General features: G+C 42.6%; 15 protein-coding genes and 1 pseudogene. 6 read left to right on the top strand and 10 right to left on the bottom strand.

Annotated elements, in window-relative coordinates:
- The first annotated feature begins 48 nt into the window (after nt 1-48).
- Complete coding sequence (locus IT774_RS04240) at nt 49-1,239, top strand: hypothetical protein (protein ID WP_195811484.1); 1,191 nt, start codon at nt 49-51, stop codon at nt 1,237-1,239.
- 253 nt (nt 1,240-1,492) lie between these two features.
- Here the strand turns inward: IT774_RS04240 and IT774_RS04245 are convergent, their stop codons facing one another.
- The 6 genes from IT774_RS04245 to IT774_RS04270 all read right to left on the bottom strand — a co-directional run bounded on the left by IT774_RS04245 (nt 1,493) and on the right by IT774_RS04270 (nt 9,367).
- On the bottom strand, nt 1,493-2,362 hold the full coding sequence (locus tag IT774_RS04245; protein WP_195811485.1) for a capsular polysaccharide synthesis protein: 870 nt from the start codon (nt 2,360-2,362) through the stop codon (nt 1,493-1,495).
- A 190-nt stretch (nt 2,363-2,552) separates the two neighbouring features.
- Nucleotides 2,553-3,440 carry a DUF6625 family protein gene (locus IT774_RS04250; protein WP_195811486.1) on the bottom strand — a complete coding sequence of 296 codons (888 nt, stop codon included), beginning with the start codon at nt 3,438-3,440 and terminating at the stop codon, nt 2,553-2,555.
- 303 nt (nt 3,441-3,743) lie between these two features.
- On the bottom strand, nt 3,744-4,589 hold the full coding sequence (locus IT774_RS04255) for a hypothetical protein (RefSeq protein ID WP_195811487.1): 846 nt from the start codon (nt 4,587-4,589) through the stop codon (nt 3,744-3,746).
- 123 nt (nt 4,590-4,712) lie between these two features.
- A complete protein-coding gene (locus IT774_RS04260; RefSeq protein ID WP_195811488.1) occupies nt 4,713-6,521 on the bottom strand; it encodes an ABC transporter ATP-binding protein in 1,809 nt (602 codons plus the stop codon).
- 689 nt (nt 6,522-7,210) lie between these two features.
- Nucleotides 7,211-8,200: a polysaccharide deacetylase family protein gene (locus tag IT774_RS04265; protein WP_195811489.1), complete on the bottom strand. Its 990-nt coding sequence runs from the start codon at nt 8,198-8,200 to the stop codon at nt 7,211-7,213.
- Between the two features lie 9 nt (nt 8,201-8,209).
- Nucleotides 8,210-9,367, bottom strand: a complete 1,158-nt coding sequence (locus tag IT774_RS04270) for a carboxylate--amine ligase (RefSeq protein ID WP_195811490.1) — start codon at nt 9,365-9,367, stop codon at nt 8,210-8,212.
- Nucleotides 9,368-9,470: 103 nt separating this feature from the next.
- Between IT774_RS04270 and IT774_RS04275 the strand changes: the two genes are divergently transcribed.
- The 5 genes from IT774_RS04275 (at nt 9,471) to IT774_RS04295 (ending at nt 14,955) form a co-directional block, all read left to right on the top strand.
- Nucleotides 9,471-10,610 (top strand): glycosyltransferase, encoded by a 1,140-nt coding sequence (locus IT774_RS04275; RefSeq protein ID WP_332308880.1) that lies wholly within the window; start codon nt 9,471-9,473, stop codon nt 10,608-10,610.
- Between the two features lie 226 nt (nt 10,611-10,836).
- A complete protein-coding gene (locus IT774_RS04280) occupies nt 10,837-11,157 on the top strand; it encodes an arsenate-mycothiol transferase ArsC (RefSeq protein ID WP_195811492.1) in 321 nt (106 codons plus the stop codon).
- Nucleotides 11,158-11,163: 6 nt separating this feature from the next.
- Complete coding sequence (locus IT774_RS04285; RefSeq protein WP_195811493.1) at nt 11,164-12,444, top strand: O-antigen ligase family protein; 1,281 nt, start codon at nt 11,164-11,166, stop codon at nt 12,442-12,444.
- 8 nt (nt 12,445-12,452) lie between these two features.
- Nucleotides 12,453-13,412, top strand: a complete 960-nt coding sequence (locus IT774_RS04290; RefSeq protein WP_218958946.1) for a glycosyltransferase family protein — start codon at nt 12,453-12,455, stop codon at nt 13,410-13,412.
- A 43-nt stretch (nt 13,413-13,455) separates the two neighbouring features.
- Nucleotides 13,456-14,955, top strand: coding sequence for a hypothetical protein (locus IT774_RS04295; protein WP_195811495.1), 1,500 nt, complete (start codon nt 13,456-13,458; stop codon nt 14,953-14,955).
- A gap of 59 nt (nt 14,956-15,014) precedes the next feature.
- Here IT774_RS04295 and IT774_RS04300 read toward each other — a convergent pair whose 3' ends face one another.
- From IT774_RS04300 to IT774_RS04315, 4 genes and pseudogenes are all read right to left on the bottom strand, one after another.
- Nucleotides 15,015-15,971 carry a sulfotransferase family protein gene (locus tag IT774_RS04300; RefSeq protein ID WP_195811496.1) on the bottom strand — a complete coding sequence of 319 codons (957 nt, stop codon included), beginning with the start codon at nt 15,969-15,971 and terminating at the stop codon, nt 15,015-15,017.
- Between the two features lie 31 nt (nt 15,972-16,002).
- Nucleotides 16,003-17,040: an acyltransferase family protein gene (locus IT774_RS04305; RefSeq protein WP_195811497.1), complete on the bottom strand. Its 1,038-nt coding sequence runs from the start codon at nt 17,038-17,040 to the stop codon at nt 16,003-16,005.
- A gap of 216 nt (nt 17,041-17,256) precedes the next feature.
- Nucleotides 17,257-18,148, bottom strand: a pseudogene (locus IT774_RS18130) (IS30 family transposase).
- 145 nt (nt 18,149-18,293) lie between these two features.
- Nucleotides 18,294-19,199, bottom strand: a complete 906-nt coding sequence (locus tag IT774_RS04315) for a sulfotransferase domain-containing protein (protein WP_195811498.1) — start codon at nt 19,197-19,199, stop codon at nt 18,294-18,296.
- Nucleotides 19,200-19,384: the final 185 nt, after the last annotated feature.

The following is a 19,384-nucleotide window of genomic DNA, read 5'->3' on the forward strand; positions in this document are numbered from 1 at the left end:
TCTTGTTTATCTAACAATCAATAACGCGCTAAACAAACAGGCATGATAATGACAATGGACGATAAAAATAACAGCTGGGAAAGAATTCAATTAACCCGGGGTAGTGATACAGGAAATTATCATTCCCATGCCTATTATGATATACCGGTCTTTGATTCGCAAAGCCGGCTACTTGCCGGGCACCGCGTTTCGTTTCAAGAGCGAAGCCCAGCTCCTGAAGACAAGATTGATATAGGATATATGGATCTACAGGGAGATAGATCCTGGATCAAAGTGGGTGAGAGCACAGCATGGAGTTGGCAGCAAGGGGCCATGAGTCAATGGCTTCCACAAACCAGAATCCTGATTTGGAACGACCGGGAAAATGATAAATTTGTTTCAAGACACTATTCTGTGGACAGTGGTGAAACAAAAACCTTCCCCCATCCGGTATACGCCGTAGCGCCCGACGGTAAATTTTTTCTGTCTTTAAATATGTCCAGACTTAACTATGTGCGCCCCGGTTATGGTTACGCCGGCGGAACAGGTCACCAGATGGATTCGTTAAAACCTAAGCAAGATGGCGTCTGGAAAATTGATGCAAATACAGGTCAGGAAAAGCTTTTGTTGTCGCTACACGACGCGGCGAATTTTCTTCTCAAGCGCCTGCCGTTACGACTCCGCCTCAGTAATTTTATAAGGCGCTATGTCTTCTGGTTCAATCACGTAAAAATCAGTCCGGATGGCAAACGGTTTACCATAAAACTTCGGTTTCGCTCAAAAGACTTGTCGAGAAACTGGAATGATAGTATGGGTTGCAGCCTGACATGCGGTACTGACGGAAGTGACCTGAGGTTACTGGAACATGCCACATCACATGTGATTTGGCTGGATGAAAAAAGGTTATATTTTTGGAAAAAAGGCGGACTGTATCTTTACGAAGATGCACAAGAAGGTGGAAAACGATTAAAGCAAATTGCGCCTGATCTGATTAATCATAATGTTCATATGCGCCACTTTCCTGACAATCCCGAACAGTTCATTTTTGATACACCGTATAGAGAAACCATCGATCTGTTTACCTATAACGAAGCGGATGCCGATAGTGTGAAAATTGCGACATTTCATAACCACAAACCAAAACAAGGCGAGTTCCGGTGCGACCTGCATCCGTGCCCCGGCCCTGACGGCAAAAGTATAGTGGTTACTTCCTTGGATGATGGCGGCCGACAGATCTACTTGCTAAGAAAACGTGACTGATGATAATCCAAAAAGAAAAAGTTCGGATTAGGAGCATCTGGGCAAACATCTAAGATTTCCCGAACGATGCAAAATAGACGTCGCAGTTAGCTGCAACGTCTTTGTGCTGTTTTTACAAGAGCAGGGGAGGTTACTTTATCGCCGAATTCACTAATTACCTTGCCAAATGATCCGAGTATTCAAAAAGCTTTGATTTTGTGAGCTATTTAAAACACAGCTTGACGCTTTCGCCCAAAGTAGACAAATCTTGCATTTAGCCATTGGGAATAAGCCCGTACTTATTCAACAATCCATCGACGGCTTCCACAGTATAGCCTTTTTTATGATTAAGCTTGGCCAATGGCACCTGCGCCAACTCCGCCATATCTGGGAGCTCAGCACCATCGAGATGGCCATCTAGCAATCGTTGGAATACATGGGGGCCGCGGGCTGAAACCTGTGGGGTCTGACTCCACAAACCGTGCAAATAAGGACTGCGTTGAAGCAGCCAGTCGAAGGTGTGGTGTGACCAAAAATAGGACTGAGGCCGTTTACCCGATAGCACATAACTTTCGCTCCAGCGTTGCCACGCCTTCGTTAGCGTGGCCTCAGGCGCGGAGGCGATGAACCAGTTTGCCAGTGATCGCACAGGTTGAGGACGAGCGAAAGCGAACATGCCGCTGGCATATGCACAACCAATCCAGTCATCAAGGGGACGCAGGCAAAGCGTTGTGGCATCGGTCCAAATGCCGCCGTAGCGGACCAGTAGACGTAACCGTATGATGTTGGCCATATGATTAAGACTGGTCCCAGGAGGAAACTTCGGTAACTCAATCCATCTAGACAGGCTGCGTTCATCCAGCACCTCCACCTGCCAGCCTGGATTCAGGTCACGCCAACTATTGATGCATCGGGTGACAAGTGGGGGAGCCTGCGACTCGCTCTGTAGCCATAATATCCAGAGTCTCCGTGGCGGCCATCCAGTGGTAGAGTCTGACCGCAACTGCGACCAGTCGTCAGAAAATGTATCCAGTCCAAGCTTGCGCTGATTAGCTTTATCGCGTCGATGTTGCTGACCGACAAAGCGGCGATGGCGCCATTTCTCTATTGGGGTTGTACGGGGGATGCCTTCAGGGTCTATCATTGGGCGAAGTCTTCTCGGTTTGAGGCTATGGAACAAGTAGAATGGCTGAGTCCGTTTTGCCACTTGGTGCTGCCAAGTGGAATTTGCGGTTTTTACCCAAAGCGTTCGTATAATTTGAAAGGCAGTAGCAGTCAGAACCACACAAGCGGTAAGAAGCTAAACCAAGTGTATTAAACATCACCATAACCATTCACCTGAACATCGAAGGAACAATTCTTGAAACAGGGATTTTTGCAAAATCGGCAGGCAAGGGCGTCTTCCTCTCACTAATATGGGTGTAAGATATATAAAACTGCCTGGGATTCTTTTTATAATCAACAAAACAGTGCTGTAATGTTTTTTTCCAGGTCATAAAGTGCAAATACATAATCTCCCCGCCTTTATCGCCTTCCTCAAATAATTTGCCATCATGCCAACGCCAATGATTCAAGACTTTTGGAACATAAGATGGTTTCTTCTTACGAGTTTCTTTAAAATTCAGCAAATAGTCAGGCCAGTAAACACGAAGGCCTGCCCCGTCTGCCTGGTCTTTTTTTATCACTTCTGTCATCCCGACTTCATCAAAATAGAAGCTGGTGGGACTTAAAAAGGCTTTTTGGTATATGGGATGAGACAGGTATAGCTTGTTGATTTTCTCAACGTTTCTATACAGCGTAAAGTGACCTGAGATAGCACCTTTACGGGCAGAAATTACATCATGATTGTTTAATATGTCGTCGGTGATAAAGCTACGAATATCGCCGAAAATTACGTCGATGTCGCAGTGTCCCCAAAAGTCATAGTCTTTAAGTTCTTCGCCGAAAATTTTACCAAATAATGGCCGGATGTCATTTAGCTTGTAAGGACGTTGCATATCTATGTTCAGACCTGTGACATCGCTGGCCGTCTTACTCAATGCCTGCAAAGTGCTTTTTACAAAAATAACATTATCAGGTGCTTCACGAGGAATATCACAATCTGTAGGGATAAGCCATGTTATATCAGGGTTGGCTTTACACGATAGTAAAAAGGCAGGAAGCCAGACAGGCCACTTTCCATAGTAAGGGTTAATCAACAATATCTTGTTTTTGACAGACAAAATAACTCCAGCAGACCTCGCCATCCTATGGCAAAGCATTATGGCTATAGGCTTCAATACTTGAACTATTGTACCGGGAAATACAGTAATTAAGATTTATCCTTACAGCGTGATTTAGACAGGGCATAAAGCTTTTTCAGTATAATGCCAATATACTATACGTAAATCGAATTAGTAGGTTTATCCCATACGCAAAAATATCTATAATCTTATCGGGTGTATGGTTTCAGTGGTTCCTACATGTACAAAATGGTATCTACTGCCCTACAAGATTTAGGGACTACCAAGTATTTCAAGAAGGCATCAGTTTCTTCCAATTGCCTTTTTGATATTTTTTTTCATTCTGAACCACTTACGCTTTTTGTATTCCTGAAAAGGTTTTACAGGATGATAAAGCATGTTTTTTTCGAAACCGGCAAACAGTTTAGGTGGCATATAGATAAACGTGCCCGGACCCATGCCCATGACCTCTGGCGAGCTGGTATAACACTTCGTAATGCTGTTTAGGTCAGTTATTGCCAACTTGTTATAGCGTAATACTGACGGCCAACTGATTTCATGATGACCGCTCCACCCGTTAGCGTAAGCCTTAATAAGTATATGTGCTGCCTTTTTTGATATTCTGAAGAAAGGTAAAAAAACTGATTTATCGGACATGCTAGCTTCTACCGGTGAAACATAACTGTTTTGTGGCCACCACTCAGGACCATAGCCTCGATAATTGGTCGCCAGTAACGCATCGTTATGATGTTCGAATTTCCTGATAAGCGATGACATGTCACCCGTGTAGCGTACGTCATCTTCACAAAACCAGAAATAATCATAGTCCTGGTTCTGGTTAACAAACAGCAGGTGCGCAAGATCAAGATTGCCAGGCATAATCGCCCAGTTTTCCATTGCAAATTTAGGCGCACAACCTGTAAAAACGGTGTTTAAAGAGCGTCTGTTGTAGACTACATGTCTGATGCCATCATCTATTTCATCGTTGGCTTCACCCGTATCATCATAGGTGAGTACACAAAAATCGCCATTACCATCAAACTGACGGGCTAAATTTTTGGCATTCTTATCAATAGCACGTGAAAATAAGACAAAACAGACTTTTGAATTCTGATGTTGCTCTGATGATTTGTTAGCTGTATCACTCATGTGTGTAATAATGTCTTTTCTTAAGTTTTTTTTATCTACCGCCGGTCGCTGATAGGCCCATACGAAGTATCAATGATCCGGGGTAAACAAGTGACTCTTACGCTTTTGTCAGCTACCTATTAATTAAACGGTCTCTTGTGAACCATCTACCAGCTCTTTGAAGTAATCGGACTCTACAAGCAACTGCTGATAATTACCCTGATGCTCAATCTGGCCATTTGCGAACAGATAGATTCTGTCACATTTTTCGACCGTACTAAGTCGATGGGCAATCATAATTACTAACATTTCATCTGTTAGGTTATTGATCTCTGATAAAATCTTACGTTCGGTGATATTGTCCAGGGCACTGGTGGCTTCATCAAGAATGAGTATGGAAGGTTGTTTATACAGCGCTCGGGCAATAGCCAAACGCTGGCGTTGGCCTCCGCTGAGAATTTCTCCATCTTCGCCCACATTAGTCTCATAGCCATCAGCAAGGGTTTGTATGAACTCATGCAGATTGGCTTTCTTTGCCACTGCCACTACGCGTTCCTGATCAATTTCATTTTTGGGTATGCCAAAACAGATATTGCTGGTAACAGTATCATCTACAATAAAAACCGACTGAGGCACGTACCCAATCTTATTTTGCCAGGCTCGCAACCGACTGTGAGTCAGTGGGGTACCATCAATCTCTATTGTGCCTGTAGTAGGAGTAATGAGCCCGGCAACCAGATTCGCCACGGTGGTCTTTCCGGCACCTGACCCGCCGACAAAAGCAATTAGCGTGTTTACTTCCAGGGTCATATTGAGGCCAGAGATTACGTCATTATCGCTATTGGGATAACGATAGTTTACTGACTGCAAATGCATGCGCTGGAAATTATTAAACGTTACAGAGGTATCCTGTTTTTGCGTAATATGTCGGGCACGCTCTGAAGCAGTGTTAAAAGAGGTCCACACCTCATCTACCACGCTGGCATTCCCTTTAATGGATGTAATGGCCTTATAAATTGTTTGAGCTGCAGGGAGCAGTTTGTATCCGGCCATGGCATAGAAGCTCAGGGTGGTTACAATCTGCTGTTGCGGGGTCCCGGATGTAATCAGATAAACACCCAAAACAATTATGGCGCTAAATACTACGGTTTCGACAATGTAGCGGGGCAGTTCACCCGAAAGCCGAATAAAAGCCTGCGCCGCCAGGCCCCGACGGGTGTTTTTATCAACTTCGCGTTCATACCAGGGTTCTGCGCCCAGCAGCTTTATTTCCCGAATACCTCGGATTGATTCTTTGAGCATTTTAAGCTTATTACGGGCAACTTCAGACACTGCCTTACCCGATTCAACCGCACGTCGCCTAATGGCGAAATAAATAATCACATAAACCGAGGTGACAATTAGCGCAGCAATCAGTGCCAGTAAAGGATCCACCACAATCAGACCAATGACGATAAATAGCGTGAGCATCACTTGTGAAACAGCCTGCATAAACGGCTGAAACACCATATACACCATGCGGGGAACCTGATTAGAAATCGTGGTGATGAGGTAACTGGAATTCTTTTCTAAAAAGAAAATATACTGATTTTTCATATATGCGGAATAAAGCTTACGTTGCAAGCCGCTACCAATATCGATGGTAAACTTGATTGATAACCACAGGACGGCTGATGCCACCGCGTTGGATATGAATATGATTGCGCAGACACAAATGGAATAAATCAGTAAAAACTGCAGGTAACTGTCGGCCCCGGTAAAGTCGTAAGCCATACTAAAATACTTATTGGTTTCTAAGTAGTTAGGGTCAGAAAGGAGAGTAATGTAAGGTGCCAGAAAGCCAATACTTCCCATTTGCAGCGCAGCGGAAAAAATAAAACAAACCTGAAGAATAAGAAACTTAATTTTTTGCGTTCGATTAAGTAGCTGTCGAATATGGTTAACGGGCAACATCTATTGTTCTCTTTAATCAATTATACCGAAGCGGTATTAACTTTCGTACTTGAGACGAGCGTGTGACAAAAAGGAGTCTTTTGAAATAGATAAGTATTACAGGTAAGCGCTCATTTATCTGCAAGACGCATGAATAAAGGGTATTACTTCAAATATCTTCCATTGATGTTTTACAACTAATAGCGCCTGATTTTGCACCTTGTAGCGTCGCCACGAATGCTTGCATTCAATCGCAGCCCAGGTAAGTGAAGCTGCCGTGGACCCGGCCTCCGCTAACGTAGTCAGACGGAGAAATGCAGCCCGGGTAATTATATTTATCTGCGCAAAATAGCAGGTAATACATTCGTTGTAGACTGGAAGTTGTACTTAGTAAAACAATGATTTAGATCACAAAAAATAGTCTCTCTGTCCTATTGGGTGGCTAATCCTGAAGGTATGCGTTATTCAAATGCCCCTCGGGTAGATTCAACTGACACATCTTGTCTGTTATCGGTTTCTATTTTTGATGCAGGTCATGTTATCAATCAAACCGTGCCCAACGATAGACGAAACATTCTGATTGGGGTGGGGATAGACGAATCGCATCTTGATCAAAAAAAGTGGAAAGCATCAGTTGTCTCTAAAAAGTTTATAAAGACACGGTTATTAGTGCCTTCACAAGCAAAACTGTAGCAGAGATAACCCAGCAACTAACTACGCCCGAAATTGCTGAGTTTTGCTTTGAACTTCAAAGGCGTGTCACTGATATCATTATGCACTCCAATACGTAGCAAGGAGTGAGGCGAAAGATTTTTTAGTGTGTTGATACCACGCATGGTGGTCACTGCAGCATCGTAATGCTGGCTTACCAGCTGATGCGCCTCTTTTGAAAAGTCACCATTGGGGAAACAAAAGGTGGTTACCTTTGTACCTGTTTTTTGTTCAAGAATGTCTTTGGCTTCCACCACTTCTTCAACTAACTGGGCACCAGACAAGCTTTCTTTTAAGCGGTAATGCCGGCGGGTATGGCAGCCCACTTCCACCTGCATGTTATGCTTGGCATCTAACAATTGTTCTAAAGAAATCATTTCTACCGGCACATTGGTGGCTGCCGGTATCGGCTTTAAGGCCTGGTAGATCTCGTGATCGGAATGCTGTTTGAGTTTATCGATAACCTCAGCAGCCGCATCGCGACTCATCGGTACCTTAATATCTTCACCTGTGAGCTTTAACAACGCCTGCCATTCGGGGGTAATAGTCGCCTCCGGGCTGAGCAGCAGGGTTAATACTTTATTTGGCCAGAAGGGGGCGGGCTGGCCTAAAAAATCGGTCACCACATATAAGGTACTGGGAAAGCCGAATTGCTTTAGCACCGGAAATGCATATTCATAGTTATCCAGCCAGCCATCATCAAAGGTAATGGCTATAGTCAGTGGTGCTTTTGCGCTTTCAGGTTGGGCCAGCCAGTCTGACACTGTCATCACGGGTAAATTTTCGTCTTTCAGGGTTTGCATATGCATGGCAAAGGTGGTTTCGGAAACCACCATGCCGGGCTCTTCACGCTGGTAGCGGGCATCGGTGACCGGCAGCACGCGATGGTACATCAGTACAATCAGCTTTTTGTCGCCACGCTTTACCAGCGACCAACCCAGGGTGCCCGCGGTAGCCGCAATGATGTTTTTAATTAATTGTTTGATCACAACGTGTTCCTACCGATAATGCTTCAGTTCGAACCAGAACGGCCCCATATCATCGAGCCGGTTAACCTCATGCTTGCGGTTGCTGAAATTAGGTTTTAAAAACTGCCCTATGGCGGCCAGTTTTTGGCCCCAGGATGATTTCGAATCTTTAAGCTGCAGATACAGATTATCCAGATCGCCCAGTAGCCAGCGCAACTGCACCCCTTCGGTAAAGCCGGCAAGCGGTGTTACCTGCTGATATTCGCCGTCAAACAACAGGGCAGGGAAATTAACCCCCGCATCAATCGATAATTGCAAAGAGCCCCATAAGCGGGTGTTAATTTCCATCAGATAAGGTGTGCCATCGCTGGCTACCTTAAACTCTACCATTGCGGCGCCATGCCAGTTGACATTGTCCAGTAATGCTTTGGCGTGCTGTTTCATCAGCGGATTCACCGGGGCGCTTTCGCTCAGCACACTGACGCCACCAGAAGGGGGTTTTTCACGTAAGCGTTTGTGGGCAAAGAAGGCTTTGGCTTCACCATTTTGGTAATAGCAAAAAATCCCCGCGCCCTGACCATCAATATATTGCTGCACCATAAACGGATAATGAAGCAGGTACTCTTTGTGGTTAAGCAGCTCCTCCATTTGCTGCTGAGTATCAACAATATGAACCTGGGTTTCCAGCCACTGATTATTCACCAGCACTTTCGACAGCGCAGGTTTTAGTACACAGGGAAACGTGACCTGCTGCCAGTCTATATCTGCCGGTGATTCGCAATACTGTGAAAAGGGCACAGGCACATTTAAACGCTGGGCCAGTTGGGTAAGCGCGGTTTTGTTGCTCAGATCCAACAGGGTTTTGAAATCGCTGAATGGCAACTTGCAGGGCGGTAAGCTATCGCGATGCTCTACCAGAGTGCGGCTGGTGACCTCTGTCACCGGCAACAAAAAGTCTATCTCATACTTTCTTACGGTAGAGTTAACCCACTTTAAGAATTCAGCCGTATCAGCACTCGGATCCGGCCCCTGCAGATATTTGGTGGTGTATCTGGAACACCCCGCCAGGGCGCTTTCGGTGCTATCAGTTGTGTAAACAATAATATCTTTGCGCTTACCCAGGGCACGGGTGGCAGCCAGCGCACTGCGCTGAGCGGCATCAAAAATAAGAACGGCTGTTTTTTCCATGGCGTTACAACATTGTCCAGTATGCAGCAAGGATATTGCTTGTTATCCTTGTCTTAGTAGTAAAACATTAGGAAGTTTGTCGGCTAACGCCTTACACTCCATTATGACTTATAAAATATTACATCTAATCGACACAACCGGCCCGGGTGGGGCGGAAGATGTGTTTATTACATTAGCCGATAAAATTCGCAGTCCACATACCGACTCTATTGCAGTGATACGAGGTGAAGGCTATGTTGCCAACACTTTACGTAAACGCGGTATCGAACCGATCATAATAGACTCAAAAGGCAGTTTTAATGTTGGTTTTATCCGGCAGCTTTGTCAGCTAATAAAAAAGCATAACATCGGGTTGATACAATCACACCTTTTAGGCTCAAATGTGTATGCCAGTATTGTTGGATTAATTACCCGAACCCCGGTAATAGCAACCTATCACGGCATGGTTGATGTGTCGCCTAATGAACGCTTTAAAAAGCTCAAACTGTGGTTTATGCGAAATGGAATAGCCCGATTCGTGGCAGTTAGCCGTTCATTGCAGGAAAAAATTCAGGAACACCAGTTGCTGGTACCTGAACGTACACAGGTTATTTACAATGGCATTGATGTTGCGCTGTACACACCAAATCGAAGCACTCGCCTGAAACAAAAGTTGGCTTTGCCTGCTGATACGTATTTATTGGGGGCGTTAGGCAATATCCGCAAATCAAAACGGTACGATCTACTGGTTGACGCCGTAGCAAAAGCTAACAAAAAAGGCTTAAATTTTGCAGTAGTCATCGCCGGCGATCCCAAGGCCTCGTTAAAAGCAAAGCTGGATGAGCAAATGCAGACCGCCGGTGTTAATAACATTCATTTTATTGGCTTTATTGACGATACTGCCGAATATTTACAAAATCTGGACGGATTTATTTTATCCTCGGATGCCGAAGGATTTTCTATCAGTACCATAGAAGCTATGGCCAGCGGGCTGCCGGTTATCGCCACCCGTTGTGGCGGCCCGGAAGAAATTATTGAAAATCGGAACCAGGCCACGCTGGTGGACATAGACGCCACCGCTCTTGCCGAAGCGATTGAAAATAACGTAATGAACAATAAACCCGGCTTTGTGAACACTGACGCGATTGACCGGGTTAGTCGGGCATTTTCCCAACACGCGATGGTTGCAGCTTACGCCAAGCTATACAAATCGGCAGACCGCCAATACCCTGGATATGAAGCAGATATGGAGCCCAGCGTTTGAACTACAATAAATTTATAGCTGATACCTACGGCTCAAAACGCGGTCTGGCGCGGTATATAAAATTCAACACCAAACGACTTTTGGGGGCTTATCGCGCGGCTGATCATAAGAAAGTAAGCCATATAAAACGGCTTATATTTATTTGCAGCGGCAACATATGCCGCAGCCCCTTTGGAGAAGCCGTAAGTATGAAAGCAGGCTTTCCCGCTATCTCATTCGGACTGCATTGTCGGGGGGGGATCCGGCATTTGCAAAAACGCTCGATTATGCCCAGCGCCATGGTTACAACCTTGAGCGCCATCGTTCAGCCCGTATGGCCGATTATCAGCCTCAGCCTGATGATTTGTTGATTGTCATGGAGCCAGCCCACTTAGATGAGTTGAACAGATTATACCCGGCACAGGACAAGATACTGATTGGCCGGTTTGCAGACAATCCCACGGTGTATCTGCACGACCCCTTTAACACCAATCAAATATTCTTCGACAGATGCATGCAGCAAATCGAAGAAGCAACATTGTCTTTAATAAATACAATAAAGAAGTAGAAGAATATGAAAACCCAGGCAGCGGAGCTTAAGGACACCGACTTTGTCTTTTTTAAAGTCAAAAATCTATGGACGTATTTTATATCCGAGTCTTTGGCGTTTAAAAGTATTTGTGCGTATCTATTTATTGAGTATGCCCGGCCTCAAGAAATATTCCCTATTATTGATATTCTGCCCTGGGCGCAGGTTTTTCTTGGCCTGAGCTTTCTAGGTCTTTTTGCTGATAAAAAGGCCAGAATGAAATTCTCGGGAATGCATTTTTTACTTTTACTGTTTACCCTGGTCATTCACCTGTCTATTGCAGGCGCATACGAACCGAAATGGGGTATGGAGTACTATGTTATATTCATTCAGTGGGTAATAATATTTTTTCTAATTGCTTCAATTATTACCACTAAGGAAAGGTTTTATATATTTTTCCTTGTCTTTTTTGTCTGTAGTTTGAAAATTGCCTTTGGAACCGCCAGAAACTTTGCTTTTCGAGGCTTTGGCTTTACTAGTTGGGGGTTAAAGGGGCCGTCCGGATACTTTGAAAATTCAGGCGAGTTGGCAGTGCTGATGCTGATTCTGTTTCCTATAAGTTATTACTTTTATCGAAGTTATAAAAAAGATGTCCGTGTTTGGGAAAAGTACATTCTTATCGCTGCCGTAATCTGTCCTATACTAACCATTTTAGGCAGCAGTAGCCGAGGTGCACAGATCGCGTTGGTAGCCCAGTTACTGGTGATGTTTTGGCGACAGGTCTTTAAGCCAAAAGTCTTTGTATCAATAGCGGTATTAGCCTGGTTAGGGTGGCAGGTTCTACCTGCTGAACAAAAGCTCAGGTTTACCGAAATAGGGGAAGATAAATCCTCTATTCAGCGTACGTTATACTGGGAAAATGGTTGGGAAATGATGAAAGATCACCCGGTCTTGGGGGTCGGCTATTTCAACTTCAGGCCCTATTTTCAGGACCACTACCCTGAAGATGTCCTCTATGAGTATGCGCAGCTGCCGCACAACATTTTTATTCAGGTAGGAACTGATGCGGGATTTCTCGGGTTGGGTACCTATATGCTTATTATCGTAATGGCGTTAACCCGACGACTTCCGGTGAAATTAGGTTCTACCAGAGAAATCGAACCCTACTATTTAGCCGCATGGCAAGGGCTCAAGATTGGCGTTATAGGGTTTGTCATAGCAGGGCAATTTGTAACCATCGGCTATTATCCCTTTCTTTGGATTTCAATAGCACTCCAAACGGCACTTAAATTTGCCATTCAGGAAAATCTCAACAGGAAAGCATAACCACTCATATGAACTCACAAGCAGTAGATTCTAAGAAAGCCTGGATCACCTGGGAACGGCAACCAAGAAATCGCTCTATGGCGGCACTACTTGAGGCCGATTATATCGAGTTGAGTACGACTAAAAAAGGTTTCTCACGATATGTGGAATGTATCAAACGCACCTTTAAAGTTTTACGTAATGGGCATTACGATGTCGTTTTTGCACAAAATCCCTCCTTAATTTTAGTTGCTGTGGCAGTGTTTCTTAAATTATTTTTTGGTTTCAAGCTCATTATTGATGCCCATAATGCTGGGGTTCGACCCAAAGAGGGACGTAGCGTAGCGCTAAATAAAGTAAACCTTTTTCTTCTGAAACGAGCTGATGCAGTTATCGTCACCAATGAGCAGCTAAAGTGTTACCTTGAAAATCATAATGTAAATGCTGTGGTATTCACCGATCCTTTACCCAGCCTTGCTAAACCAAAGTCTCTTGGACTGAATAACTTTGTTTTTGTTATATGTTCATGGTCAGAAGATGAGCCTATTCGCGAGTATATACAAGTCGCGAAACAGCGAGACGATCTAAATTTTGTGTTTTCCGGAAACTACAAAAAATATTTCAGTGACACTGAACTTGCTTCTTTACCTGAGAACATCAAGTTGCCGGGGTTCGTTGCTGAAGATGAATATGCAGGTTTAGTTGTTGATGCAAAGGTCGTTTTAGACCTGACTACACGCGATGACTGCCTGGTATGTGGCGCTTATGAAGCAATATCAGCCAACAAAAAAGTTATTCTTTCCGATACTAAGGTCAATAAAGACCTGTTTGGTGACGCAGCATTCTATACTAAAAACAATAGTACCGATCTGAATATGGCGATCGACACAGCCTTGCGTACCGATATTGATGCGCATATCAAACAATTTAAATCGGACTATAATGCAACTCAGGTCAATGCAAAACAAAATGTGTTCGCCACACTTTAAACTCATATATAGCCGAATTTATGCATATTCGTAAGGTGCAGTTATGCAATACATTAACAGAATAATAGCCACAGTCCTGGCCATACTGATTTTTCATCCCTCCTTTGCGGCTGAAAGCAGTAAAAATGGATGGACCTACGAAGCAAAGATGCCAATGCATGTGGTATATCCTCGTCCAGATTGCGAAACCCGGGAAGTCGCGAGGCACCGTTGGGCGCATACGGATATGACATACCGTATCCCTATTGGTGTGCAGGGAGGGGCCTGGCCGTTTACCTATAAGTTGATTGAAGGGCCAGAGGGTGCAGTTATTGGGCAAACTGAAACGGAAGATAACTATGGTATTGTCTCATGGGATCCGGGAACAGCATCGCCTTCTGAGGTGACATTTCGCGTCAGGGTGAAAGACAAAGTAGGCAACAATACCGATATCACCTGGTCAGTGAGGGTAGATAACGACAAGTTCTTATTTATCCAGGATGGTTACGACGGGCCAAAGGTCGGAAGCATCAACCAACCTTTAGAAGATATCGCTGATTGGTACAAAGGTGATAGAGATAACGCAGATTATCACAACAGGATTGTGGTCTTTCGCGATGGAAATTATCAATTAATTGGCGGTGAAGATACGAAATTCAATGTCAGACTCAATGCTGATACCAAGACACCAAGCTTAATTGGGTTCCCTGGAGAAAAAGCTGTTATAGATGCCTCTAAAGCTAAGGTCTTAACTGAGAATGACCGGATGACAGATTTGTTTATAGCCGATCTTCATTGGAAAGATTCCAGACAGGATGTGAATAATGCTCACTTCTTCTGGGCAGTGGGTAATGTAACCCGAGCTACTTGGTGGAATAACAGCTTTTCCAATCATGGAATGGGCAAGAAAGGCAACGACAACCCTGCCGGTGTCTTTATTTCAGACCGAAGTCATCATAAGAAAAACATTTTGTATAAAGACAATAAGCATGATGGCTTTATGAATGGACGTGGAAATGGTTCATATGTAGATATCTACTACTCTAGCTATGTTTTAATCGAAGGTAATTATGCATCAAATAGTGATAATGCCTGCGGGTTCTGGGCCAAGGGGACAACCAGCTTTGTAACTATCAGAGACAATCATGCTTATGACAATATAGGCAGCGGCGGCATCTGTGTAGGTTATGGAAGAGAATCCCCTGAAATCCCCCATGACCATGAAATTGCCTGGAATAGAATTGTCATAAAAGAAGGTAATAAGCGTGGTACCGCGTTAAGATTCTCAGGTCAAAAATCTTGGGACGGAAAGCACTACAACTCATACATCTATAGAAATACCTTTATTAATGGATCCGCTTGGGTTCGATTCGAAGGGAAAAATAAATATTTTGTCGATGGTAATGTTGTCGTAAATAATAATCCCCGTCATTGGGATACCAGGCTCATGAAAACTTATCAAAACAATATGACCGGAACGCAGTCTGACTATATTGTGGATAAGAATGGTGATTTGACAGGATTTGCGAGGGAATCTAAAGGACAAGTAGGCTATCAGAGGTAAGTTTTCTAATGTTTTAAGCTGAAAATGATTGTTTTTATCTTTTTCAGCTTATCCTAATTTCACTTCTCAAGTTCTTCGGAGGTTCTTTTAGAAAAGAAATATATTTTTGTTACGTTATTTTTTAGAGTTATGTGGCAACGAAATACAATATATCTGATAAAGTTCTTAAGGTTGTATTTCTGTCTGTTTTTAGGATAGTTTAGTCTGGATATAAAGTTACCACAGCCAAAAGTAAAGTTTTCAAGAAAGTCTTCCTCCAATTCTCTCCAGCGCTCAATTGGAGTTGTATTAGATTCTTTACCTATCCGCCCAAAAGCACTGTTGGATTGCTTTGGGTCTAATGCTTTTTCAATGTCAAAATATTCTTTTCGGGTATCTAAAAAATCAGAGATTCGCTCAACGTATATATTCGGTTTTTGTAGAAAGTCCTCATAGCGTAAAATGAATACGTTCTTTTTGTTTTTTATACTAGTTTTATTCGTTAGCTTCCAACTCAACAAAGCATAGTGCATCTTGTCTGCTTTTGAATTGAAAGGTGGAGGTGGGTTTACCCAGCCAAGTTTTTCCTGAGAAATCGTGACATCTCTTCCATCCCTTATCATCCATATAAACTTTGCGTTTGGATGCTCACTTAGTATTGAATGTATATGTTTTACGTTAGCGGGAGTGCTATCTACAATAAACTTTTTATCAGCTTTATAAGCCATTTCCCGTAGGTATTCGATAAGTAAATTAGCATAGCTTTTTACTCTATCAAGCAGTTTCTTAAATTCCTTTTCATTTAGATTTGATCTTTTAAATTGCCGAGACTCAAACCAGTCTTTTAAAAATAAGTCTTTATTTTTTTTTGAGTTGAATATATCTCCATACTTCTTACGGCAAACAGTCATAATTAGTGTTTCAGCTCGGTAGTCATAGAAATCCTGATTAGTAAATAATAATTTACCAATCATAGTGGTACCTGACCTTGCAGAGCCGACGATGAATACGGGTTGAAATTCCTTCTTATCTTCCATAAACTTTCCAGTAGCTTAAAAATACAAGTTTTTAAATTTTTTCTCTCATGGTTATTCGAGCTCTATAAATCATGAAAGGTTTTTCAATAACCTTATAAGACAAAAACGCCAAGATTAACGTAGTAATAGACCCGGCTGTTAAACTAAATAAATAATTATCAAAAAATTTAAATCCCACTCCAAGCCCGATAGGGTGGTATAAATACATCGGGTAAGATATTTTTGCCAAACTAGTTATAAGGTGGCCGTTTACAAAATTGAATATTCTATATTCTGAGATTTTCATTATTGAGAGCATGGAGACAACAGCCAGTATGCCTTCAAGGCTATAACCTATAGTATAGCGTAATTCAGGAATGTCCTGCATGCTATTTGACGCATATACTGATACCACTAGAAGTAGCGGCCAAATGTATACGGGGGCGGTGAGCTTATTGTAAGGAAGTTTTTGTATATAAAAGGCGGCCAAGGAGCCTATCAATAATGAGTCTAGTCTTGTGTCCAAAGCATTGTAGAGCCAGGAAGTCTTGTGTTCTATATTTATTAATTCTGAGAAAATCAGAAATCTCCAGAACATACAGAGTGCAATAATTAGCAGAATGATAGGTATCGGTTTTCGAATTTTGAATGCAAGGTATATAAAAACTGGATAGACCAGGTAGAACTGTTCCATGGTTGACAACGTCCAGAGGTGTGCAACCATTCCAGAGCCATGACCAAATAACGCGTTATAGTAATTTACCGAGTGAAAAAGTGTAAATATTAGAAGGTTACTTTCCCAGCGTTCACCAAGGATAATAACGTCTAAAGTGTACGCTAATGCTATAAAGGCATAGTAAGCTGGAGCGATTCTGAGGAAACGACTCCGCCAGAAGCGCTTTAAGTCTAAATTATTGGTGCCTTTATATTCGCGTATCAAAGTTTGTGTGATCAAAAACCCTGACAAAGCTAACAAAAAAGGGACCCCAACGCCTCTAAATAGCTCTAACCCAGAATGGCTAAGAATTATGAAATAAACGGCAAGTACTCGAACTAGGTCCAGGCCTGGAAGTCGGTGAGATTGCGACATACTTACTTATCTCTGAGTTTGTTAGTCGGTACGTTATAAGGATTTTTCTTTATTTGCTAGGGCCTGTAGCTTTAATATCGACCAGAGCGTACCTAAGTGAATGAGAGGGAATAGTACACAGGCTAACAAAAGTTGTTTTAGATTTATACACGAAAATAGTTAGGTGCGGATTCAACCTGGAAGTGCACCATTCACTAAATTTACCCATGTCTCTGGCTATTTAAACCCGAGGCTTTTCCAAGGGCTTGAATTCAGGACATGCTCAGCCTCAGCAATCTGCTTGGCGGGCACCGTTCGTAAGTCTATACTTTTCGGATGCACTGCCTCAGCAGCCCGTGAAGTTTCGTTTAACCCTCGCGCCCAAGCGGAATATGGTTTAGCGCAATACACATCCGCTTTCAGCTTTTTCGCAACCACGTCGTGGCCACAGAAATGGTTTCAGTTATCCGCCTTTATTGTGCGGGCATGACCGCGGTGGCGCCATAACATCCCAACCATCGCCTGCACAACATCTTCGGCATTTTTAGCAGGCATTTTTCGTGTCAGATAAAGTTTAAAAGTTTATTTTGCGCTCATCTAGACTAACGATGGCAGCCGTACCGTTCTTGCCTAATATGCTATCGGCTTCCCCGCCACCAAACCGCTTTTTCTCATTAATAATGGCTGGGCTGCGTTAAATTCCAACTCGGATCGGAAAAATGATGCGCTTCGCACAGCTGCCTTTGCGGTATTTTCGACGACTATGTCGCAACTGTTTATGCACCTTGCCACCACACAACTTATCGCCCTGTATATAGCCATAAATCCATTCTTGGTTGACGCAATGCCTTATGGGTTTAACTACACCAGCATTTTCCTCAGAACTCCCTTGGCTCAACCCGAATTTAACGAACGCGCTAGTCAGCACTGATACACAATTTTTTGCTGCCCGACATCGTCGTTTAGCTGTCTAAGCGTGAGAGGCTTTAGGCAGATAGTGATTGTCATTTATTCTATTACGCTGGACTTCTCGGCTAATGTCGCTGTGACTAACCTTCAGCCTCTTTCCAACCGCCCGATAGTTGAAACCCTCGCGTAAGTTGGCTTCGAGCAACTGCTTGTAACTAATGGTAATACTCTTCTTTACTGGCGATTACAGAGTGCCCCCAACAGGCTGTTCATCTCTTCTCACCGTTTAACCATGAGTGGTGCACTTATTATCTGAATTCAAGATGCAATATCGATAGATTTATAAAGTAAGGAATCTTTTTGCTTTATAAATAATTAAATCTATGCAGATTTTTTTTCATAACTTTACTAATGGCGGATATTGTATTTTCAGAGAGTTCCTGTTTCCACGAGAGATCTTCAACAATATCAAAGTTAAAGTCTTTTCTCATACGATTTCCTAGTATATGAGAAGTTGAGTTGTCTTCCTCGAATTTTTTTGAGGAAGATAGTTTTAAGAATTTTGAAATTTCTAAACCGACACGGTGTTTATTGTTGCACAAATCCTCATACCGTATGGTTAGGGTATTAACATTACTAAATTTATTGGCGAGATTGTCTACAAGTTGAATGTAATCATTCCATTCCTGCGCTGCAAAATTTAGATCTTTTTCGGTCAGTTTTCTGTTTTTCTTATAGGAATTGCAAAAAGCTCTTCCATCTCTTACTAGGTGGATTAAATTTAATTTTTCATTTCTGAAATGGTTAGCGAAGATTTGAGTCCTTCTTATTGATTTTGTTCCATCAACATATACGTTAGCGTCACTGTAGTTTAAGGCATTTTCCATGAAATTAAATTGATAATTTATGTAACTATTTAATCTATTTTTGATGTTTGTGTGAGTAATAATTTTACGACGTAGAAATGATTCCAGCAATGGAGAGGAAAGATAACGATTTACTAATATATTATTATGTAGTCTAGGTTTCACCACCGCATTGTTATAGTCCCAATTTCTAGGAAACGTTTCATCTTCTTTTATATATATAGTGTTTTTGTAGAAGTCACAAGTGTCAATATATGCTCCGCAAGAGCAAATATTACGCCGTTTGTCTTTATCACGTAGTGGAAAAGTTTCGCCGTTACATATAATCTCTGGATGAGAATCTAAAAAAAAGGCGAAAAGTGTAGCGCCAGAATACCAGTTGGATAATAGCATAGTAGGAATCATCGAATATCCCTTTTTGACGATTGAAATTAAGTTATATCAAAAAAAGGCGTTCGAGTGAATAAAACTTGAAGAAAATGTAGGTTTTAGACATTTTTTTGTCTATATCAATCAATAAATTCGATTTTATAGTTTTGGGGGCAAGTCGAGATCGATTTAAAGAATATTATCAAAAAGAACGAAAGTTA

The organism is Salinimonas marina (genome assembly GCF_015644725.1).
GTDB lineage: Bacteria > Pseudomonadota > Gammaproteobacteria > Enterobacterales > Alteromonadaceae > Alteromonas.